Below are 19,686 nucleotides of genomic sequence, written 5' to 3'. Positions count from 1 at the left end.
GAATAATAACTACAGTTAAGCAAAACCTCATTAAAATCCCCTCAGAATTTATATTCTTTACTTATACATTTATAGATTATGAACCATAGGTGCGGTGAACTTATACTTAATAAAACAACGTCACCACGCTTAGTGGTGACGTTGTTTTAAAACTATTATGCTACTATCCCTGATTTCCCTCGACGGCGATCAGTAGCACTGCAGCGGCTAACCCCAAACGGCGATCAAGCTTGTCGTTGATGTCAGCGGAGAAATCAAGGTTTAGCTTTTGGACAAACGGGTTGAAATTTTGTTTGAACTCTGCGACCTTGGTCCCGTTCATCTCTACGCTGTAATGCTGAGGAATCAAATTCGTTAGGAACCTCCGCAAAAGAGCAAGCAGCGGGTTATCCTCCTTAATCAATCCGATCTCCGATTCATTGGGGCCCAAAATGGCCCATTCATCCTTAGAAATTGACTTCATCCCTTTACGTCGCAAAGAACCTATCTTGCGCCCGGTTTCTACATCAACTACGTCGAAGATTCCGGAGAAATCAATGACACTTCGCGCTTGAATGCTAATCAACTCTTTTTGCATTGTTTCATCGCCGTATATTCGGATGTCTTCCTTCAGCTTGAAGGCTTTCATCTTCGAAAACAGAATTGCCCTTTCATCCATGTCGAAAATATCGATTTTAGCGCCAACTAGAGAAAGGATCTGTTTTCTAACCACGAATTTTTGATGATTGAATTTCGGATTCAAGTCTTCACCCCCTGCATACTTCACTATCAGATCAATATACATACCTTTATAACTTCAACAATTCATTCAACAATCCTGCCCGTACTTCAGCAAAATAGGGATCGTCTGACTGCACGGCAGCCAGCAATCCCTATTCATTATCGTTTTCCGTTAATAATCATAGTATTTTTTCGAGTTCAATTTCGTCATGAATGGGTATATCGTAATAACCCACTTGTGGGATTGTTGGCTTAAGCATCCTAGCCTTATCAACTCCGTTTGGATGTACTGCGGTTATCCGATATCCACGTCGTTGATAGAATCGTAATGCATCTACATTATCGTTAGTTGTTATGAGCCAAATGCGATTCCTTCCCGAGTGCTTTACCTTCTGTTCCACTGTAGAAATCAAATTACTCCCGACACCTATGCCTTGTACAGTCGAATTAATACTCACTAACTCGCAATCATTTATACCTAGACGATAAGCAGCTCCCCCGACTCGTATATCATCTACCCAGGCGATAAATGCATCCAAATCTTGAATTTGATGCTTCTTACCTTTTGATATTACGGAATCGCTCCCCCACTGTAACCACTGTTCTTTCAGCCATTCCATATCGTTCTCGCTCATAGGAGCAAGAATTCTGATATCACCATTTTCACCCATTTTCATCACCCCAATTCAGTATATTTACAGACTTTATCTCACCAAAGCTTGAATCTGAGCAGATGATCGGTCAAATGTTCTCTCTTTAAGATTTCAATCTGCTTGTTCCCTATTAGGTCGTAATGTGGATATTCATCACGAAGATGGATGTAAACTGGATTTAAACCATTCGCCAAGCACCATTCCTTCAATCGTTCCAGATCACAGCAGCCCACCTTAGTGATCGTCTTCACTCCTGGAAAGCGAGGTTCTACCCAATAATGCGTCAAAAAGGAAATTTCTCCCCGTGAGCATTTGCTTTTCCATTCATTCAGTTCATGTCTGGATATTCCGAAAGCCATGTCATCAATCTCCTATTCGGTGCAAACGTCCTAGAGCATAAATACCCCAATAATGTCCTCGGGTGGTTTGCCACCTGAATAACAACTAAATTCGCTGCCCAGGCTCCTTATAATATGCATTAGTATGAACTTTTTCCTTGAAAATATCAGGCCGTCCCAGTGCTTCTTCAGATTGTTTTATAAAACTATAACCCTCGTCCAATCACATTTGCTGAAACTGGTTGAAGTCCAAGTTCTCTCGCCTCAAATAACTTTATCAATTCATAGCGCTCCCAATTTATTAGTTTATATCTAATTATAATTCGTATTGAATAACCAAAGTCCTTTGTTTCTAAGCATTCCTGCCCGTCTACTTGAATGAATAAAAAAAGCTGCCGAAAGGCAAGCAAGCTTTCTAATTTTCTATAACAATTTCACCTTCATTTCTTGGTTCTTCAAATCCGTTAAGAAAAGTTGTTAAAATTTCTTCAGTTATATTAAAAGCTGCATTTGCATCAAAACGTTGGCTTCGTTCCTTAAGGCGCTTTCGCAATTCATTAGGGTGTACTTTCAAATAAATAAGTCTCCATGTACCTCCGGAGTTTTCAATAAGCTGTTTAATTTCATCCCTTTCTGACTGTTGCCAAAAACTAGAGTCAACTACAACCAGTTTTTTATCCTGAATTAACTTTACTAGCTTATTACGTAATCTTAAATGTGCTTCATCCAAAAACTCTCTATAATTTTCAGCTGGATAATCGATTCCATAACGACCATTAGTAGACCATACTTCTTCGTCAATAGAAAGACGTACAAAACCATACGTTTCCAAATTTTGAGATAAGGTAGTTTTTCCCGAACCTGCTATTCCACACATTAATACGACTACAGAAGAATTGTTATCTTGTTCTTGATCAATCAAATAATCAATACTCAACTTTTCAAACATAACTTTTCCCCCTACTTACCTTCCTAATAAGTCTTCACCAAAGAAATTACCCGAATTATACCACATTTGGTAAATACACTACTGAACTATCCTGCCCGTTTCGGTTCGAAAAGGCCACCGATTCAACGGCAACCTTGTTTTGTTCGACTATTTAGCAACCGTTATCTGTTAGCATTGACCACTATACAAAAAAACGAGCTGCTTAAAATTACTCAGGTGAGCGTTTCCATACAGACTTTGTGAAGGCAACTCGAAATCCAAACCTCTGCAAATTTCGAAATGAAGTTGTACCAAACTCACATTGAGCCATAATCAGATTGCACCCTTTTGTTTTCGCATCTTTTAGTCGCCTATGCAACATGGCTTGTTGTATACCCTTACCCCTAAATTCTGGAATTGTTCCTGCCATCGCCAGACAGCCTACCCCATCGTCAGCAATGTACATCATAGAAAATCCAGCAGGCTCGTTTCCATTGAAACCAAGATATAACGACCAAGAAGGGTCTTGTTGCAGAAAGGAGAAAGATTCTTCATTTTCGGCAATTGTGGGAGGTAATTCTAATGATTTACAAAAAATTTCACTAAATAACTGAACATCAACATCCTGTACCTTCAGGATTTGAACAGAAGACTTTTCTATTTCGAATATGCTTGGTGATGTTATATATAAGGCAGTATGAAACCCTTCCTGAAAAAAACCTTTTTGGCTGAGTTTTAAAGTCATTCCATCAGTGACATTTGTCGGAATGAGATCAATTTTAAAATCAGGATTACGGGAATCGAAAAATTCCAAAATTTGATCCAAATAGGGCAAATCTGACGGTCCAAGACACCACAATTTGTTGAAATCATTGGAAAGTCCCTTGACTGATAAAGCTGTAGATTGTCCAAACTTTCTTACCTCTACTTGATAGGGATTGCCACTTCGGTTTCGGATTGCATTCATCCGGCCGAACATCACTTCAAAATCTGAAAACTCAATTCGCTTTGCCAAATCATTCGTCAAAATTAGCTCCATATTACCCCTCACCTCATTCATAGCCCATTGAAAAAGGAAACCGATCCAGTAATAGTTCAAGGAAATTAATGGGATTTCCCCGCAATTATCATTACCATATATCACCAATTATTATGTAATAAGTATCCCACATATTCAATAAATCTGCCCGTTAAGGTAGTGAAGGCCACCGATCATACCGCAGCCTCCCCCGAGAACGAAGCGACAGCGCCGAACTGGTCAGAAGCACGCAGCCTAGCCTTCATCGCCCCATGGCCACCCATGGAAGTCCCAGCAATAAAACGCTCCTCCCTCCGGATGGACAACGGAAACATTCACTCACACAGAATCGGCAGTTAATTACCTCCTTCCTCTTGCTCATATCTACCGTTACCACCAGTGATATCGAAGAAGCGTTCCATTGGCAGATCGTCTTTGTCAAGTTTGTCGAAAATAATGTTGCCGATCAAAAGTGTTGCGCCTACGGAGAGTGTCATTGTAATAGCCATAATCATCACTACGGCGTATGTTGCAGGGTCTACAGCCTGTGCTGTAAGCCCTAAACTAAATCCCATCGATCCTGCAAGAAGAATCAAGCTGCATACGACAGCCAACATTGAGAAGATTGCCACGAAAAATTTTGTCATGAGTAGTTCCTCCTAGTTATTTTTTTTACTTCGATTAGTATGACAGTACTACGTCTATTAAAGGATACAAAATCAATTAGCGCTGAGTCTGTGACAAATCTCACGATTTTTCTAAACGACGTGAAAATCATGTGTTTTTTCTGAAATGTTGAAAAAAATGTGAGTTAAATAACATTGCACGATCTTGTAGTTTGTACAGCCTATGGAACTCCTTTTATTCCGCGTGAACTTATGATGAAATGGTCTGAGTTTATCGATTCTGAGTCATTTCAGCAATGAGTTACGTGTGTACAAACAAATTGGATTTATGCCTAGAAACACACACGTACCTTTCGATCCCATGTCCGCGGATACCAAAAAGAACACCCTTGGATCAGGTGTCCTGTGACTTGGATAGATATAAGCCGATATAAAACTTTCTTTTATTTAACTATCGTTATCCGTTAGTTTGGCAATTAAGCGGATTCTATTTATTGCAATATGTTCCATTGGACTCTTTGTATAACGAATTATAAAATATTTGAAGTTAGGCTAATAAAAAAGTGGGGATTATAAATGGAAACACTTATTGGTATTCTGGTTCGTTTCATAGGATGGATAATATTTGAGATTATTATTGAATGCATCTGCAAATTGGTGATAAAAGTGTTTAAGGGTATTTACCAGGTATTTATTAAATTCAGTAGCTCCAAGAATAAACTGTAAATAGTTCTTTCTGCCTTCTCTTTGTTGTTTGACTATCGTTGTTAGTTGAATTCACCCCGAATGAAAGAGCGACCAAATCAGATAAACCCAGAAAAGTATCCAAAGTAACCTTTTGATTTTTTTTGAAATTGGTATTCGTGGTAGAATTAAAAGGAAATAATATCATCAGCAGCAAAATAAAACACCAACAATATTGGATAAACAAATCCAGAAAACTCTTTGTTGATAATATGTTTTTTTCCAATAGTGCAACCACTACACCAAGCCCTATAAAAACTAATATTTTATAATCAGACACCAACCAGACACCCTTTTCCGTTCTGTACTAATCAACTTACTAAAATTAACACATAAATCCTTCAAAAACCTCTGGAAAGATTCTCCGCTGTACAGCCTAATATATAAGAAAAAAGCCGCCCTCGAAGGCGACTTTACTTGATATTCAACTAACGTTTCCCGATTGAACGCCGAACTAACTTCAACCACGTTTCCTTTTGAATAATTTATATAAGCCATATAACAGTATCACCAACACTGGCAACATTACTACAACAAACAGCAAACCTTTAAATCCATAAAAATGGTGTACATACATACCCAAAATTATAATCGCTGTTATCGACATATTTTCAAAAAATCTTGACCTTAAAAAACTCCCTGACGCAAAGTTTCTGCGGATTTTACCTGCTATCATAAGGATAAACAATAGTGCCACTAAAAATGTCATAACTGGGGAGTTAGTCGGTGGTTCATTTTTGTGAATTCTATAGCCAGTAATTCCCAAAATCAAAAGGAGAAGCATAGGGATGAAAATAATATTTATCCACCTGAATGCCTTGTTCCAAAATCCATTCATAAAACTCCATTTAAGCATGTAATTTTCTATATTGTTCACCATGCGTCATTCAAGTATTATGCCCTTTAGTTGAACAGGCTACCGATAAGCTTACCATTTTTAGTTCTCTACTATGTGAGATTTTCAGGGTAGTTTAACGGTTTAAATTCAAACGTTTCCGCACTTTCCTGAAGTAGTCGGCAAAAAGATCGGTTGTGACCTATGTAAAAGGATGAAAGGTCATATCGATTCCTTGCTGGTTCAAAGGATACCAATACTCGATGACTCATACGCTTCATGGTCAATTGTATGAATTGCTCAGCTTGCTCTGAGGCTATGATTGTTATATACGCGTAGAGGGAATGGTCTTCTGGCTCATCGAGCGGGCTTACTCCCGCACAAGAAAACTCAGTCGCTATGTCCTTCTGCTTAAGGGATGTCAACGCGGGAAACAATTGCTGATCCACCTGGATATCTCCAAACAGAGTGGTCATTTTCGCCTGCTTGCGCTTTTTATCTCGATCTATCCATTGTAGTAATTCCTCCCCGCGACGATGCCACTGTGCTTTGGTTTGACGGCTCATTATGATTTCTCTATCCTCATTTGCATTCGTCCTCATCAGAAAGCCAGACCTCCTTTGAAGTGTCCAATTAGTTTAATCACCGCTTTAGCTCTTTTTGGTACTTCATATAAGCTGTAAGACTGTCCGAACCTCCAAGGAATAGTCCTACAACAATTGCCATTACAACAGTAATTATCAACATCAACCATCCACTAAAAGCCAGTAGTAAGATTCCTGTTTGTTGTAATAAATAAAATACACCTGCCAAAATATCCTGAATTAACAAATACAGTATTATAAACTCTGTCCACTTATATCCTTTGTAGAATAAGTATGAGAAAAAGGAATATAACCCCAAGGAAACGAGTTGCTTGAATACATTTCCAAACCCATTGATGAAAATGTAATGTATGATATTGAACATTTCAAAAGCAAGAACAATGATGATGATGGAAAGTACCAATTTTCTACCTTTTTTAATTTCTTCATCATCAAAATACATCACAATTTACCGCCTATCTTTATCACAACGTAAATAATTATGTATTGGTAATATTCCCAATAGTTAACAAGCTAGTCCCATACGGAATGGTTGTTATTGTTACGCTGCCCGTTACTTGAATGAAGAAAAAAAGGAAATGCCGCGAGGCAAGCCCCTCAACTGGTGTTCGCTTTTACGCACTTTTTACTTACTGTAACAACGATTATGTTTGTGCCGCTGAACAAGAAAAAAACCCGCAGCATGAAGCATGCCGCAGGTCTCTAACTCGTTTTACTTTAGATCGTTCCATGCCGAAGCTCAACTTAGGAACTGACATCCGTATCAATGATTTCATCCAGTTCTGAACTATGTTCGTTTGCGGCTGCAATAATTTCTTGATCGACCTTATTACTTCCTTGAATTTGCTCCGCGGCTTGGGCTTGATTGTTCAGTTGCTTAACAATTTGTCCTGTGCCATGAGCTCCTTGATGTCCTCTACTGGATGTCATTGTATTTATCCTCCAAATTCGAAAGTTGATCTCCCTACTATATATTATGATGCTATTTTCCACCCTTATTCCACATAGAGCCTCATTGGTTCGTTTTCGTCTCATGCAAATGTGTAATCAACACCAACAGATTTAGCTGCTGTTAATTGAATGGTTCGCTGAAATGTTTTTAAGCATCACCTGGTTGATCGTGTGTATTATTTTGTGCAGACTGGTCAGGCGATTTTCGAGTTCGAGATTGCAGTTCCTTATCAACGGTTCGCTGAGATTTGGTTATCTTAGTTTTAGTTTTATCGGACATTGAGATTACCTCCTTTCTATCTTGATGAAATAAGCTAAAACATTTAGCCTAGGCTTTTTAGGGCTTTATTATGTGAACCATTTTGTTAACTAACCACTTTAATTAATATTTGCCTCATCAATTTTACCCTTTTGATTTGGTTTTTGGTTTTTTTGCTTTTCGGATTTCACGCTTTTCTTTTGATTAGTCATAACTTTAGCACACCCCTTTGAGTAATTTGAAACATATATATTGTACTCACTTAAGAAGCAAAATAAGCAGACACATTGTGCCAATCACTTGGTTGGTCGGCGAAATTAAACAATAATTTCTTACTGGGAACTAAAGCTTTTCAAAAGAGATTATTCTTGCATAATCCTCCCTTAATCTCCACAAAATAAAGCACATTGAGAAAAGGAGTGATATTATCCCATGGCAAATAACAGAACTTTACTCGTACCACAGGTTAAAGCGGCAATTAACCAACTTAGTATGAAGGAGATCAAGAATTGGGCATCCCTCTTCATGCTGCTCTGAATCTGTCATTAAAATACTCATAATATGGATACAACACTTCTTCGCACCACGCTAAGTCAATAATACCGCCCATTTCCTCTATACACGATTTCAATAAGTTTTATTTTTCTTCAATGATTTGCTTCATTTGTTTACTTCTCCCTTTTTCCACACTATCTGCCCGTAACTTTAATAAACAAATGAGGAGCTACTGAAAAGCAAGCCCCTCAACTATCGTTACATGTTAGCGTAACGATGATCTTGTTGTGGATAAATTATCATGCATGATATAATTATAAAAAATGGAAAGAAGGGATAAACGATGAAAGCAAAAACAAACCTTCGCCACCAACATTTCAACACATTTCATAATAAACATAATCAACGAGTAGCAGAGTTTCATAAACGTCACGCTACTCAAATCACGAACGGGGATAATGGAAATAGTTTATTTGCGAGATGGGAAAGATTTGTTTATAACAAAGCACTGGATATTTTGAAGATATTTAAAAAATAATTTATTTGAGGCTGTTCCTAAGCGGAGCAGCCTCTTTCATTTTCTTATCAAGTTTACCTGCCCGTTACTTCAGTAAACAAAATAGGATCTGCCGCAAGGCAAGCTCCTTCACTATCGTTAACCAGTTGTTGAACGACAGCTCTAATATTAACTAGGTGCTCGTTGCCTTTAGAACACGACAGGCTCTTTTATTTACCCATTATTCTTACATTCGAACTCGATGGTGACCAGTCAGTTGTAGGAGTCCAAGTACTCCTATTTATTACCGAAGGAGATTGGTTTTCGCCAGTTCGATGACTTCGTTGCCTTGCCCATTCAAAACGGCTTTCAGCATCCACATCGTAAATCCGCGAGCCTGCTCGAGGTTGATTTTCGGCGGCATCGCCAGCTCCTGACGATTGACGACGACGTCCAGCACTACCGGACCGCTGTGTTCGAGGGCTCGGCGAACGGCGCTTTCCAAGTCATTCGGATCCTCGACGCGAATTCCTTCGATCCCCATGGCTTGAGCAAGTGCCGCAAAGTTTGGATTGTCGAGTTCCGTTCCGAATTCTAAAAAGCCAGCTGCTTTCATTTCCAATTCCACGAATCCAAGCGCACCATTATTAAAGACAACGATCTTGATCGGGAGCTTATGCTGACGAAGGGTCAATAGATCTCCGAGCAGCATAGTGAGTCCCCCGTCCCCAGACAGCGATATGACCTGGCGTCCCGGTTGCGCAACCTGCGCCCCAATCGCCTGGGGCATGGCGTTCGCCATTGTCCCGTGGTTAAACGAGCCAAGTAGCCTTCTTTTTCCATTCATTCTCAAGTATCGGGCAGCCCACACAGTCGGCGTCCCAACATCGCAAGTCAAAACGGCATCCTCATCTGCGAGGTCGCTGATTACCTTCATGAGGAATTGCGGATGAATAGGAGCTCGACCAGGAGCTGCAAGGTTGTCCAGTTCCTCGCGGACTTTGGCATAATGTGCTGCAAAGTGCTGCAGGTGATCAGGGGAGTGCGGTTCCATTAAAAGGGGTAACAGCATGTCGACCGTCGTCTTTACGTCTCCGCACACCCCGTATGCAAGCGGCGTTCGCCTGCCTAGTCGGGAGGAATCCAAATCAACCTGAAGGATGGTCGCTTCTTGTGGATAAAATTGCCGGTATGGAAAATCGGTACCCAGCATGAGTAAGACATCACATTCCATCATGGCGTGGTATCCTGATGAATATCCGATGAGGCCGGTTAATCCGACGGAATACGGGTTGTCATATTCCAGATATTCTTTTCCTCGCAGCGCTATGACCATCGGGGATTGCAGTTTCTCGCACAGCTTCATGAGCGAAGCATGAGCTCCCGAGCAGCCAGCACCGCACAGCAAGGTGATCCTCTTACCTTTGTCTAAGTAGTCGGCAAGCTTCTTCAATTCGTCTGTAGAAGGGCAGACAATTGGCCGGGTGGAATGGATGACGCGTTCTGGAACCGGGCTTTCGTCGTATTCGAAAGCGGCTACATCACCAGGAAGAACTAAGACAGACACTCCAGACCTTGCCGTCGCGGTTTGCATCGCCATCGTAACCGCTCGAGGTATTTGCTTCGGTCCGGTTACGACTTCACAAAAGAAGCTGCATTCCTGAAACAGCATGTCCGGACGAGTCTCTTGAAAAAAGCCGCTGCCAATTTCACTGCTCGGAATATGAGCGGCAATCGCAAGTACTGGCACCCGGTTTCGATGGCAATCGTACAATCCGTTAATGAGATGTAAATTACCAGGTCCGCTGCTACCCGCACAAACGGCGATTCCTCCGCTGAGGGTGGCATCCGCGCCAGCCGCGAACGCTGCAACCTCTTCGTGGCGGACATGGATCCATTCTATTTTTCCGGAACGACGGATCGCATCGAGCAAGGCATTAAGCGAATCGCCGATAATGCCGTAAATTCGCTTCACGCCGGCGTTCAGAAGGGATTCCACGATGGAATCAGCAATCGTTCTTTTCAAGGGAATCTCTCCTTTTTGTTTTTATTATTTTGCCATAATATGAGCAGTATATTCTTGATTTCACTACGATCGGGTTTATTGGGCTTTAATCTTAAATTAAGTAGTCACATTTCGGTAATTTCATTCCTTATTATAGGAATGCTGCCCGTTAACTGAGTAAAAGGCTACCAACGAGCGGTAGCCCTTCAAATGTTTAATGTTAACCGTACGCTATTCACGTACTAATAGACTTCTCATTTATTCAAAATTTGCTGGATAATTGGAGTAATTCCACCTACCATAAACTCTATGGCAATCACCATAACAATTAATCCCATTAAACGCATTAGCACATTATTGCCTGTTGGCCCAATAAATCGATAAATAGTAGCTGAGTTAGCAAGAATAATGTATGTAAGTATGAGTACAAAAGCAATTACAAGTATTAATAAAATTTTCTCCATAAAATTTGTCGTAGATTCCATAAGGACAATTCCATTAGTAATAGCACCGGGACCACAAATCATTGGAATAGCCAATGGTGTAATCGAAATATCATTTACATATGTATCAACATCCGCTTTATCAACCTTTGTACGAACAAGCCGTGCCTGAAGCATATCCTGTCCCATTAAAATGAAAATGATCCCTCCGACAATTTTTAAACTGTTAATTGAAATGTTGAAAAAGTGAAATAACCATTCGCCAGTGGTTGAAAAAATGAGTAATAGAAAAAATGAAACAACTACTGCTTTACGAGCAGTATGGACTTTTATCTGTGATTCAAGGTCGGCTGTCATCGACATAAAAATTGGCATGATGGCAAGTGGATTAATGAGTGTAAAGAATGAAGTAAGGCTCAGCAATAAAAATGATGTGTAAAGTTCCATTTAGTATCTCCTATTTGTATGCTCAGTTTCCTTGTTCTCCCGTTTGGAGGTGAATGAGTTATATATTTTCATATGTACTAAGTCGTAGTTCAAAGAAATACTGTACAATTGGATGCTTTAACTTCATCTTCTCGGTCATGTTTAAAATTCGCTTTTTTCCAACACGTCTGTCAACCAAAGCTAGAATATTCAATAAGATATCATTGCTCTCTATGCTTTCCTCTATAGAAATGGATAAAAACTTGTTAGCTATGACAATGAAATTTGATTTACTTAATGATGACTGTGCTGACAAAAGCTCCTTTGCATATTCCGATACTTTTCTACTTCTTGCTATTACTTTTAAACGATCCTCCGGAACACTCCCTTTGGTATCTTTTCTGACCGCTTCGATTTCTTCATTGTTAATTGGAATCTGGATATCTGAATCATTCTTAATTTCCAACTCCGTCTGATACCATCTGATTAAGGTATTACTCATATTGAGTACATTCTTTTTATCTACCGCAATATAACAAAGTCCTGCTTTATCTGGTAAATAGCGGTAGCTGGTTGAAAGGTATTCGACCCTTCCATATAGCGCAGGACTGAGAAAACTCTCCAGATGTTGTTTCAATTTGCTCCAGGCCATTTCATCCTCCTATGTTTTATATACTAAAACACCCATTGAGGCACTCCTTCTAATAACCATAATACAATAACCAGCACAACGATCAAAAAACAACCTTAAACCCAAGAACTCGGACCCAAATTCAACATAATTGCGAATCAATAAGTCGTTGACAGCTATTCGTAAAAGGATGCTGAAATTAAAGCCGCCATTTGCGCGGCCATTAATGAGATAAAGTTCTTGTCGCCCGACAGTTGTTGTTGTTTTATTTATTTCTAATATTTTAATGTCGGTAGACAAGAACTTGATGTGTTTCCCTTGCTAGGGCGCTTAATATGGTTGACTTACATTGTCAGTCCTGGTGACTGAGTTGTTTTATTTGTTTTAATAATCACTTCAATTCCTGGTTTTGGATAATTTTCCTGTTCGAAATTCTCGGGATCCTTTATTGACCACGTAACGTAAGTTAAATATTCATCATTTGGCGCACGAACTTCCTCAAAGTCCGTTACAAGTTCTTCCCCAGAAGCTATAATTCTATAAATGAGAGAAAGATTTGCTATGTTTGCAGCTACTTTTCTGTCAACAATATTTACAGTACTGATATTGCCTGGCTGAAGCTCAACACCTAGAGCAACGTTACCTGTACTAAGATTCCTGCCAGGTTCGGCATCATTAGTGTTAGCTCCTTGCGCCAATCCGATCTTGCAAACGTAAATTGTTGATTTATTGTTTAGCCCAAACTCATGAGTACACTGTGACTGTGCTTCCATATATGCCTTGTACTCCTTTTCAAAATCTTCTCTTTTTAGTTCCTCCGTTTTTAATAGCGCTAATTCTGTCATTATCTTTGATCGCTCCTTACATATTTTTGTTAAATTTTATATGCTCATTTTTAAACCGTATGTGCAAAGGTTTCAAGACAATCTTTATTGCATGATCCTCTTTTTATTATTGAATATCTTATCGGCGTGTTCTGCGTCACTTAGTTGAAGCCTATGGCTGATCACATCAGTCGGATTATCACGCTAACAATGAATCTCAAGTTATATCTCCCCCTTGAAAGCTTATTAATCGCCTATTATTACCTTGGATAATTTGCCCAAAGTATGGAAGGGTATTCATGTTAGTGTAATCTGCCCGACGATAACTTAATGGAAAAGGAGCAGCTGCCGTGGCATCTGCTCCCTGGTTTGTTTCAAATAGCGTTCGCCGTTAGCGGAATGATCCCCTGCATATGTAACAGAGAAAATCATGGTTTCTAGTAGGATTTAGTTTCATTTCCTCGTTATCCGTTAGCTTATAAATGCGATGCGGTAGGCGGTGCAGGGTTGTTTGCCTAATTCTGTTTCTTTAAAATTCTTCGAGCAACTAGACATATTCTTGGTTATCTTTATACATACGTTGTTCTTTCCATATATCAATAGAGTCATAATTAAAGGACTATATCCTGAAAACCTACTTCAGACAAATTTTCATTTTCAAATTTCACCGCTACTCCAAGTGAAGTTTCCCACCGTGAATCAAACAACAGACCAACAATCCTTCTATTTCTTGGGAACATTCGAATTACTACATGGGATAACGATACTAAATCTCCAAATTGAGACTTATCAGAAATTAAGGGTGCAAGAGTGTCTCCAGTCCCCTCTCCAAATCGCTCTCTGTAGTCCATACACACGCTTTGATAATAAGAATAAAGTCCATCTTCAGCCTCAGTTATAAATCTTTGCTTTTCTTTTAAAAAATTCGAATAGGCTTCTATCTGATCATTTGTGAAATCTCCTTCTTCTGATCCAGTAATACTCAAAATTACATTTTTTCTAATCCCAAAAATACTTATGTCAATTGTTCCTAACCAAGTCAGATCGAATTCTATTTTTCCAAACACTTCATGGTTTATCATGTTAGCTTCAGCCCCTTATCAATTGAAGTTAATGCTACCATATTATCACAGATAACCTGCCCGTTACTTGAGAAAAGGCAACCAATCCACTGGTCAGTCGTAGTTTTTTGTGCCCATTATTGCACAAGGTTACAGGAGTATTTCTTCCATATACTGCTAATACTAGCGAGTATAAATATTAGATAGATGAGTGGTGAACAATGAAAGATATTACGTTTAAGTCGTTGGCAATTACCAATGAAATTGATCTGAACAAAATTGYTATTCACTGTGGTATTCCCAAAAAATACACATGGGAACAGCCTTTAATCCTCAGACATAAAGTCCTTCAAAAAATCTATCACAAGGATTTAGATGAATTGCAGCAAGTGCTGGTCTTTTCCTTTGGAAGTGTTGTCTTCGTGAATCTGACACATCAGGATGAAATCACGGCATTCTTGAAGTTTATTCAATCGTTCGAGCCCGATATCGCACTCGAAAGAGCTGATAAATTCACAGATGATTATAGTCTGCATATCGAAAAAACCGAGAGTATGACATTGACGGATGAATATGTGGTCGTTGCGGAGTATGAGTTCTTTTTACCTGAAATGATTGCAACAGTTCTCGCCAAATCAGTGGCACTCGAGAGGAGTGAGGAGCAGCTCGGGAAGATTCAAGATAACCTCGAAGTAATAATAGACAGACTGGAAAAAGGAAAGCTTCGCGTTGGCAACAAGGAATTGGCTAAGACGACTGCCAATATTGTTCGCCACGAGTATAACACGTTAGCTTATATCATGATTTTGGATAAGCCTGAGTTGACTTGGACACATAGCTCAGCAAGTCAATTTTACGATGAGATGATCGGTTTTTTTGAATTAAACGATCGATATACCATATTGAAAAGTAAAACAGATATTCTATATCATATCTTAGAAGGGTTTTCGACGATTAGTCATTCGATCCGGGGACTTTTCGTTGAATGGATTGTCGTAATTCTTATCGTCATCGAGGTCGTGTTAACATTATTGCAGATTATCGGTTGGCTACCCTCCTCACATTAAATAGATCTGACTTCTCTTATTTAACCAACACTTTTCAAAACACTGCGCAATCTGCTCATTAGTACAGTAAGGCTGCCGGTCGTACTTCGCGGCAGCCCCTTAATGTGGGTTATTGAGCTACCGTTATCCGTTAGAGTTTAGTCCTCTCAACAGGAGCACTCCTATTATTCACAGGATTTACCTGCGGAGAGAATAATCGCCAAAGTGCCCCAAATTGAGGTGTCTGTCATACTCACTGTATCAGTTAGCCATGCCTCCATTTCCTCTAGAAACATATCCAATGTAGGGTTTTCCCAATCCTTTTCGTTTATCTTCAAATCGCTTCTTAATGAAATTAAATACCCCTGCTATTTTTAACTATTGTTTCTCCGTTAGCTTATAGCGTCATACCAATTCTTTTTTATAATGGGATGCCAACTAACCATTCAACTGCATCTAAGAGGTCCATCGCAATAAAATCTGGKGATGCTTGCTCATACCATTTGTGTCGGTATTTTTCCAAAGACTGCTTACCCCAGCCTGTCTCGACAAGGACTCTTTTGGCTCCTACAGCGGCAGCTGCAAGCATATCAGTTGAACCCACATCTCCAATAACAACACAATTAGTCAGATCTAGTTCATGCAGTTCTCAGATATTGGCGGTTGTTTAACGCGGTCTTACGTTGATATAATCAAGTTGTCATTTTGTTTGCTTCTCTTTTTTTATAAGCAAAGTCCTCCTGTAAAAAGGGGGATTTTTTTTCTTTACTGAAGAATTCTGATTGTTAGTTGAGCGTGCTCTTTTAAACATATCGGCAATCCGATTAATAAAAAATCCGCGATTTACGCGGACTTGATTCGGACAATGTTCTTGTCATCCGACATTGTTCTTTTATTCTGAAGAAAATTTAATAAGTCTGTTTCTGACCCGTTTTTCACTCGTCGACTACGGCAATAATCTAATTTTAATGCCTAGTTTATAAAATAATATCGCTTTAAATGTAATAGCAAACAAAATAACGATTAGTACTGTTACTACAATTGTCAAACGCACTTTTTCCTCATTTTTAAAGATCAATAATAAAACTTTATATACTAAAATCCCAATAAATCCACCTAAGCTATTTAAAATAATATCGTCAATGTCTGTAGCTCCAATTCCAAAAATAAATTGGAACATCTCAATAAGTAAACTAAGAAGAAAAACAATACCCATATTTATGGATATTCTCTTGTCCTTCTTTAATAATTGTAGATACACGCCCAAAGGCATAAATAATATAATATTACCCAATATATTCGTCATAACGATAATAGGATTCAGTTCACCTGATAAATAACTATATATCGTATAAAATGGTATTACATCTACAGATCTATCGTATATTCTATCTGGGCTAAATAATTCTAATGGTGAAACATACTTAAAAAGAAATATGAGAAGAAACAGATAAATATAAGATATTAGAAAAACACCAAATAATATAAATGACTTAATACGTCGTCTTATATACATAATCACTTTCAACTCCACAAATATTAATTCGTTAATCTGTACACTGCATGCCTTCAGGATAAGGAAAACTGAACCTTTTATTTATTAGCCACAATTGTAAATTCCCATGGAATGTTTTCATTTTCCCAACCACGATGCTCATCAAATTTTTTTAAATTAAAGCCAGATGTAATAACGGAATTTATTATTTCGCTAAGGGTATAATGCCTAATCGAAACATCTGGAAAGTCTTCTTGTTCATGTTCATCGAAATAATGTTTATATRCTACATCCCCACTAAGTAATTCTTCGTCAAAGTAACTTTGTTGGATTTGATATTCGATTTTAGAGTTAGAAACGATACACCTTCTTAAGGGATGAAAGTCACTTAGAACCATCACTCCATTATCTTTAAGTAATGAAAAAAGAAGAGACATGAATTTTTCAATGTCATTGAAATAGTGTAAAATTCCACCTTCTAAGTATAGCATGTCAAAATGACCACTATACTTTTCTAAGTCTATATCATAAATATCAGTAACAACATATTGTATAGATACATTGGCGGAATCCGCCAGTTCTAGGGCATACTTTTTATTCTCTTCCGATATATCAAATACTGTTACATCTGCGCCTAACAGTGCTAATGGGACTGCTTTTCTTCCATTTGAACCACAAAGATTAGCAATCTTTTTTCCTGCAATCTGTTCAAAATATTGCTTATGTTTTTTTAGCTGTGCTTTGGGATTATTCAATATTTGTATTGCCTTATCCTTAGGTGAACCATCTCGTCTGTTCCAAAACTCATATGCTCGATGTTCCCAAGCTATCTTATTTTTAGTACTTTGTTCATTCATACTAGTCAAATCTCCCTTCAATCTATTCTGATTTCCTGTCTTGACAAGCATGGTTAACAAAAGAAACCGCATACAATTCTAAAGCAAAATCCATGATATCATTCATTGGAACATTATTCCATATCGTTTCGTTTGAAATTTTACTCATAATCGGTCGGCGGAAGTGCTATGGGGGTTCACAAAAAGAGCGATGATTTAAACTATTTCAATAAAATACAATTAAATCCTTCTGTACTCTACTACCAATTAGCGAAGAAGACTGCCGTTCAATGCAGTCGGCAGCCTTCTTCTGAGGTCTATTGAGCTATAGTTCTCCGTTAGAGCTTAATGACTGTTTTGTTCCTTCGTCGTCTTTACTTTCTCTTATAAACACTTAGATTACGTGGTGCAGGGTTATGTGTTGTTGCTACATAACTCCCTATAGTTTAATAACAAAAAGAGACCCACAGCAACGGGCTGCGGGTCTAAGTTTATATTTTAAAGGGGGTTGGTTTTTATTATAACCTTTAATGATTAATACCAGATGAAAATAAGATTTCAATCGTGTAACAATTACTCAACTCTCGTTCATCGTTAGTTCAACCCCGACAACTATTCCAATACTAATTTTCCATTGAACTTTTTAAGATCATTAAATACTCTTTGATGATGTCGTGCAAAAAGCTCACTGGAGGCTTCTGGTAGACTATCCAATGGGTAAAATTCAGCGTCTACACTTTCGTCTGTCTCTTTTTCAAGAATACCCGACCACTTATCCACCAAAAATAAATATTCAATTACGTGATGTTCATTTCCCCAACGGTCCGTGAATGTTTGCGTTGTTGGAGAAGAATAAATAGCAATTAATGTTGCCTGAAATACGTCAAGTCCTGTTTCTTCTTTGACCTCACGTTTCATTGCATCAAACACGGATTCATCTAATTCCATGGCTCCTGCAGGCATGCCCCATTTTTTATCACCATGACGCTTTATAAACAAGGCACGACCTTCATCATCAAGTAAGATTGCTCGTACTGAATTTACGATTATCTTTTGAGTTCCAACTACTTTGCGAAGTTTACCTAAATACGAATCATTCCAACTAATGCTCATATATATCACCTTTTGTTTTTTTGGGGGATAATACTATAATAACGCTTGAAACCTATCTAAAGAATAATTAAATTTAGATTGATTCGTTCTAATATTGGTATCAAAAAAACTTACTCCTTGTTAAATATGTAACTATACTCCCGTTAGAACAATAGGCTGCACGCGGCAGCCTATTTACGATTGTTCAACTATAGTTCTTCGTTTAACTTAGTACGTATTGAGTTAACTCACCTAAATCATCAATAATTATGTCCGCATCAACATCAGGAGATATAGGATTATTTCGTTTCCAAACTGCTTTAATACCTACAGCTCGACTTGCTCTTATATCATTTTCAGGATGGTCCCCTACAAATAGAGATTCTTCTGCTTCGACTCCGAGTTTAGATAATGCCCGAATAAAAATTGCAGGGTCGGGTTTTCGTAATCCTTCCCATTCTGATATAAGAACCTCATCGAATAAATGACTGATACCTAGCGCCTTAAAATTATCAGATTGGAATTGTCCATAACCGTTAGAAACAAGTGCTATCCTTACTCCGTTGCTCTTTAGCTGAGTAAGCATATTCACCAAATTAGGAAAACCGATGCAATGCCTTTGAAAGCAATTCAAATAATCACTTAAAAGGTCTGTCCATTCTACCCCCTGGATGGAAAACTCATCAACAAGCTGCTGATACACCTTGTCCTTCCAAACATAACCATGATTATCTAGTTCTATAAATCGTTGCACAAAAATATCTTTATCAACTATTTGAAATTGCGAATAGCGGTCATATTGGTCACGGACAAATAAGGTAAGAGAAGTATCACGGTCCAATAAAGTACCGTCTAAATCAAAGAGCACCGCTTGAATTCTCAAATACTCAACCCCTTCAATAACTTTTATTTGAGTATTAAGTATTCGATGGAAATCATTTGTAATCCTTGTTAAGCTATGCTGCCCGTTTAACGTAACGATGCTGCCAAACGAATCCCGTGGCAGCATCGTTGTGAAGATATTCAACTATCGTTCTGCGTTRGTTCAACGGTGAGACCATTACTTTGGGAGTTCATTAATGACTCCATCCAAAGGAAATCCCATTTCGACAAATTCTCCTGTATAAGCATTGATATCAACTGCAACACCATCAATCAT

Annotated in this window: 26 protein-coding genes; 2 read left to right on the top strand and 24 right to left on the bottom strand. The window is 38.5% G+C overall.

Features of this window, described 5'->3' with window-relative positions; translation table 11 throughout:
* Nucleotides 1-163: 163 nt before the first annotated feature.
* From AC1DVJ_RS26595 to AC1DVJ_RS26535, 13 genes are all read right to left on the bottom strand, one after another.
* Nucleotides 164-742 carry an LURP-one-related family protein gene (locus AC1DVJ_RS26595; RefSeq protein ID WP_477595084.1) on the bottom strand — a complete coding sequence of 193 codons (579 nt, stop codon included), beginning with the start codon at nucleotides 740-742 and terminating at the stop codon, nucleotides 164-166.
* A 157-nt stretch (nucleotides 743-899) separates the two neighbouring features.
* On the bottom strand, nucleotides 900-1,391 hold the full coding sequence (locus AC1DVJ_RS26590) for a GNAT family N-acetyltransferase (RefSeq protein WP_477595082.1): 492 nt from the start codon (nucleotides 1,389-1,391) through the stop codon (nucleotides 900-902).
* 38 nt (nucleotides 1,392-1,429) lie between these two features.
* On the bottom strand, nucleotides 1,430-1,732 hold the full coding sequence (locus tag AC1DVJ_RS26585; RefSeq protein ID WP_477595080.1) for a hypothetical protein: 303 nt from the start codon (nucleotides 1,730-1,732) through the stop codon (nucleotides 1,430-1,432).
* Nucleotides 1,733-2,126: 394 nt separating this feature from the next.
* Nucleotides 2,127-2,660, bottom strand: a complete 534-nt coding sequence (locus tag AC1DVJ_RS26580) for a P-loop nucleotide/nucleoside kinase family protein (protein ID WP_477595078.1) — start codon at nucleotides 2,658-2,660, stop codon at nucleotides 2,127-2,129.
* 208 nt (nucleotides 2,661-2,868) lie between these two features.
* Complete coding sequence (locus AC1DVJ_RS26575; RefSeq protein WP_477595076.1) at nucleotides 2,869-3,678, bottom strand: GNAT family N-acetyltransferase; 810 nt, start codon at nucleotides 3,676-3,678, stop codon at nucleotides 2,869-2,871.
* Between the two features lie 173 nt (nucleotides 3,679-3,851).
* A complete protein-coding gene (locus AC1DVJ_RS26570) occupies nucleotides 3,852-3,992 on the bottom strand; it encodes an alpha/beta hydrolase-fold protein (RefSeq protein WP_477595075.1) in 141 nt (46 codons plus the stop codon).
* Between the two features lie 21 nt (nucleotides 3,993-4,013).
* Nucleotides 4,014-4,304 (bottom strand): hypothetical protein, encoded by a 291-nt coding sequence (locus AC1DVJ_RS26565; protein WP_477595073.1) that lies wholly within the window; start codon nucleotides 4,302-4,304, stop codon nucleotides 4,014-4,016.
* A gap of 679 nt (nucleotides 4,305-4,983) precedes the next feature.
* Nucleotides 4,984-5,307 carry a hypothetical protein gene (locus AC1DVJ_RS26560; protein WP_477595071.1) on the bottom strand — a complete coding sequence of 108 codons (324 nt, stop codon included), beginning with the start codon at nucleotides 5,305-5,307 and terminating at the stop codon, nucleotides 4,984-4,986.
* A 180-nt stretch (nucleotides 5,308-5,487) separates the two neighbouring features.
* Entirely contained in the window at nucleotides 5,488-5,865 is a 378-nt protein-coding gene (locus tag AC1DVJ_RS26555) for a hypothetical protein (RefSeq protein WP_477595069.1), read from the bottom strand.
* 110 nt (nucleotides 5,866-5,975) lie between these two features.
* On the bottom strand, nucleotides 5,976-6,464 hold the full coding sequence (locus tag AC1DVJ_RS26550; RefSeq protein WP_477595067.1) for a hypothetical protein: 489 nt from the start codon (nucleotides 6,462-6,464) through the stop codon (nucleotides 5,976-5,978).
* A 40-nt stretch (nucleotides 6,465-6,504) separates the two neighbouring features.
* Nucleotides 6,505-6,909 carry a hypothetical protein gene (locus AC1DVJ_RS26545; RefSeq protein WP_477595065.1) on the bottom strand — a complete coding sequence of 135 codons (405 nt, stop codon included), beginning with the start codon at nucleotides 6,907-6,909 and terminating at the stop codon, nucleotides 6,505-6,507.
* A gap of 302 nt (nucleotides 6,910-7,211) precedes the next feature.
* Nucleotides 7,212-7,397: a hypothetical protein gene (locus tag AC1DVJ_RS26540; protein ID WP_056623138.1), complete on the bottom strand. Its 186-nt coding sequence runs from the start codon at nucleotides 7,395-7,397 to the stop codon at nucleotides 7,212-7,214.
* Nucleotides 7,398-7,566: 169 nt separating this feature from the next.
* A complete protein-coding gene (locus AC1DVJ_RS26535) occupies nucleotides 7,567-7,698 on the bottom strand; it encodes a hypothetical protein (protein WP_261304347.1) in 132 nt (43 codons plus the stop codon).
* A gap of 817 nt (nucleotides 7,699-8,515) precedes the next feature.
* Here AC1DVJ_RS26535 and AC1DVJ_RS26530 point away from each other — a divergent pair.
* A complete protein-coding gene (locus tag AC1DVJ_RS26530) occupies nucleotides 8,516-8,710 on the top strand; it encodes a hypothetical protein (RefSeq protein ID WP_477595062.1) in 195 nt (64 codons plus the stop codon).
* Nucleotides 8,711-8,972: 262 nt separating this feature from the next.
* On the opposite strand, the gene poxB is transcribed toward AC1DVJ_RS26530, so the two are convergent.
* The 5 genes from poxB to AC1DVJ_RS26505 all read right to left on the bottom strand — a co-directional run bounded on the left by poxB (nucleotide 8,973) and on the right by AC1DVJ_RS26505 (nucleotide 14,079).
* Nucleotides 8,973-10,694 carry a ubiquinone-dependent pyruvate dehydrogenase gene (poxB, locus tag AC1DVJ_RS26525; protein WP_477595060.1) on the bottom strand — a complete coding sequence of 574 codons (1,722 nt, stop codon included), beginning with the start codon at nucleotides 10,692-10,694 and terminating at the stop codon, nucleotides 8,973-8,975.
* Nucleotides 10,695-10,927: 233 nt separating this feature from the next.
* Nucleotides 10,928-11,563 (bottom strand): MarC family protein, encoded by a 636-nt coding sequence (locus AC1DVJ_RS26520; RefSeq protein WP_477595058.1) that lies wholly within the window; start codon nucleotides 11,561-11,563, stop codon nucleotides 10,928-10,930.
* A 58-nt stretch (nucleotides 11,564-11,621) separates the two neighbouring features.
* Nucleotides 11,622-12,194, bottom strand: a complete 573-nt coding sequence (locus AC1DVJ_RS26515; protein ID WP_477595056.1) for an SF0329 family protein — start codon at nucleotides 12,192-12,194, stop codon at nucleotides 11,622-11,624.
* Nucleotides 12,195-12,517: 323 nt separating this feature from the next.
* On the bottom strand, nucleotides 12,518-13,018 hold the full coding sequence (locus AC1DVJ_RS26510; protein ID WP_477595054.1) for a hypothetical protein: 501 nt from the start codon (nucleotides 13,016-13,018) through the stop codon (nucleotides 12,518-12,520).
* A gap of 590 nt (nucleotides 13,019-13,608) precedes the next feature.
* Nucleotides 13,609-14,079: a DUF6985 domain-containing protein gene (locus AC1DVJ_RS26505; RefSeq protein ID WP_477595052.1), complete on the bottom strand. Its 471-nt coding sequence runs from the start codon at nucleotides 14,077-14,079 to the stop codon at nucleotides 13,609-13,611.
* A gap of 200 nt (nucleotides 14,080-14,279) precedes the next feature.
* Between AC1DVJ_RS26505 and AC1DVJ_RS26500 the strand changes: the two genes are divergently transcribed.
* Nucleotides 14,280-15,125 (top strand): RMD1 family protein, encoded by an 846-nt coding sequence (locus AC1DVJ_RS26500; protein ID WP_477595050.1) that lies wholly within the window; start codon nucleotides 14,280-14,282, stop codon nucleotides 15,123-15,125.
* Between the two features lie 164 nt (nucleotides 15,126-15,289).
* Here the strand turns inward: AC1DVJ_RS26500 and AC1DVJ_RS26495 are convergent, their stop codons facing one another.
* The 6 genes from AC1DVJ_RS26495 to AC1DVJ_RS26470 all read right to left on the bottom strand — a co-directional run bounded on the left by AC1DVJ_RS26495 (nucleotide 15,290) and on the right by AC1DVJ_RS26470 (nucleotide 19,410).
* Nucleotides 15,290-15,460: a DUF7660 family protein gene (locus AC1DVJ_RS26495; RefSeq protein WP_477595092.1), complete on the bottom strand. Its 171-nt coding sequence runs from the start codon at nucleotides 15,458-15,460 to the stop codon at nucleotides 15,290-15,292.
* Nucleotides 15,461-15,525: 65 nt separating this feature from the next.
* The gene (locus AC1DVJ_RS26490) at nucleotides 15,526-15,735 is read right to left on the bottom strand and encodes an HAD hydrolase-like protein (protein ID WP_477595090.1); all 210 of its coding nucleotides are present in this window, start codon (nucleotides 15,733-15,735) and stop codon (nucleotides 15,526-15,528) included.
* A 315-nt stretch (nucleotides 15,736-16,050) separates the two neighbouring features.
* Nucleotides 16,051-16,620, bottom strand: a complete 570-nt coding sequence (locus AC1DVJ_RS26485) for a VanZ family protein (RefSeq protein WP_477595088.1) — start codon at nucleotides 16,618-16,620, stop codon at nucleotides 16,051-16,053.
* Nucleotides 16,621-16,697: 77 nt separating this feature from the next.
* Nucleotides 16,698-17,456, bottom strand: coding sequence for a class I SAM-dependent methyltransferase (locus AC1DVJ_RS26480; protein WP_477595048.1), 759 nt, complete (start codon nucleotides 17,454-17,456; stop codon nucleotides 16,698-16,700).
* A 591-nt stretch (nucleotides 17,457-18,047) separates the two neighbouring features.
* Nucleotides 18,048-18,548 (bottom strand): NUDIX domain-containing protein, encoded by a 501-nt coding sequence (locus AC1DVJ_RS26475; protein ID WP_477595046.1) that lies wholly within the window; start codon nucleotides 18,546-18,548, stop codon nucleotides 18,048-18,050.
* Nucleotides 18,549-18,750: 202 nt separating this feature from the next.
* The gene (locus tag AC1DVJ_RS26470; RefSeq protein ID WP_477595086.1) at nucleotides 18,751-19,410 is read right to left on the bottom strand and encodes an HAD family hydrolase; all 660 of its coding nucleotides are present in this window, start codon (nucleotides 19,408-19,410) and stop codon (nucleotides 18,751-18,753) included.
* Nucleotides 19,411-19,686: the final 276 nt, after the last annotated feature.

The organism is Paenibacillus sp. P4_A9 (genome assembly GCF_056402415.1).
This window is presented reverse-complemented; position numbering and strand designations above follow the sequence as displayed.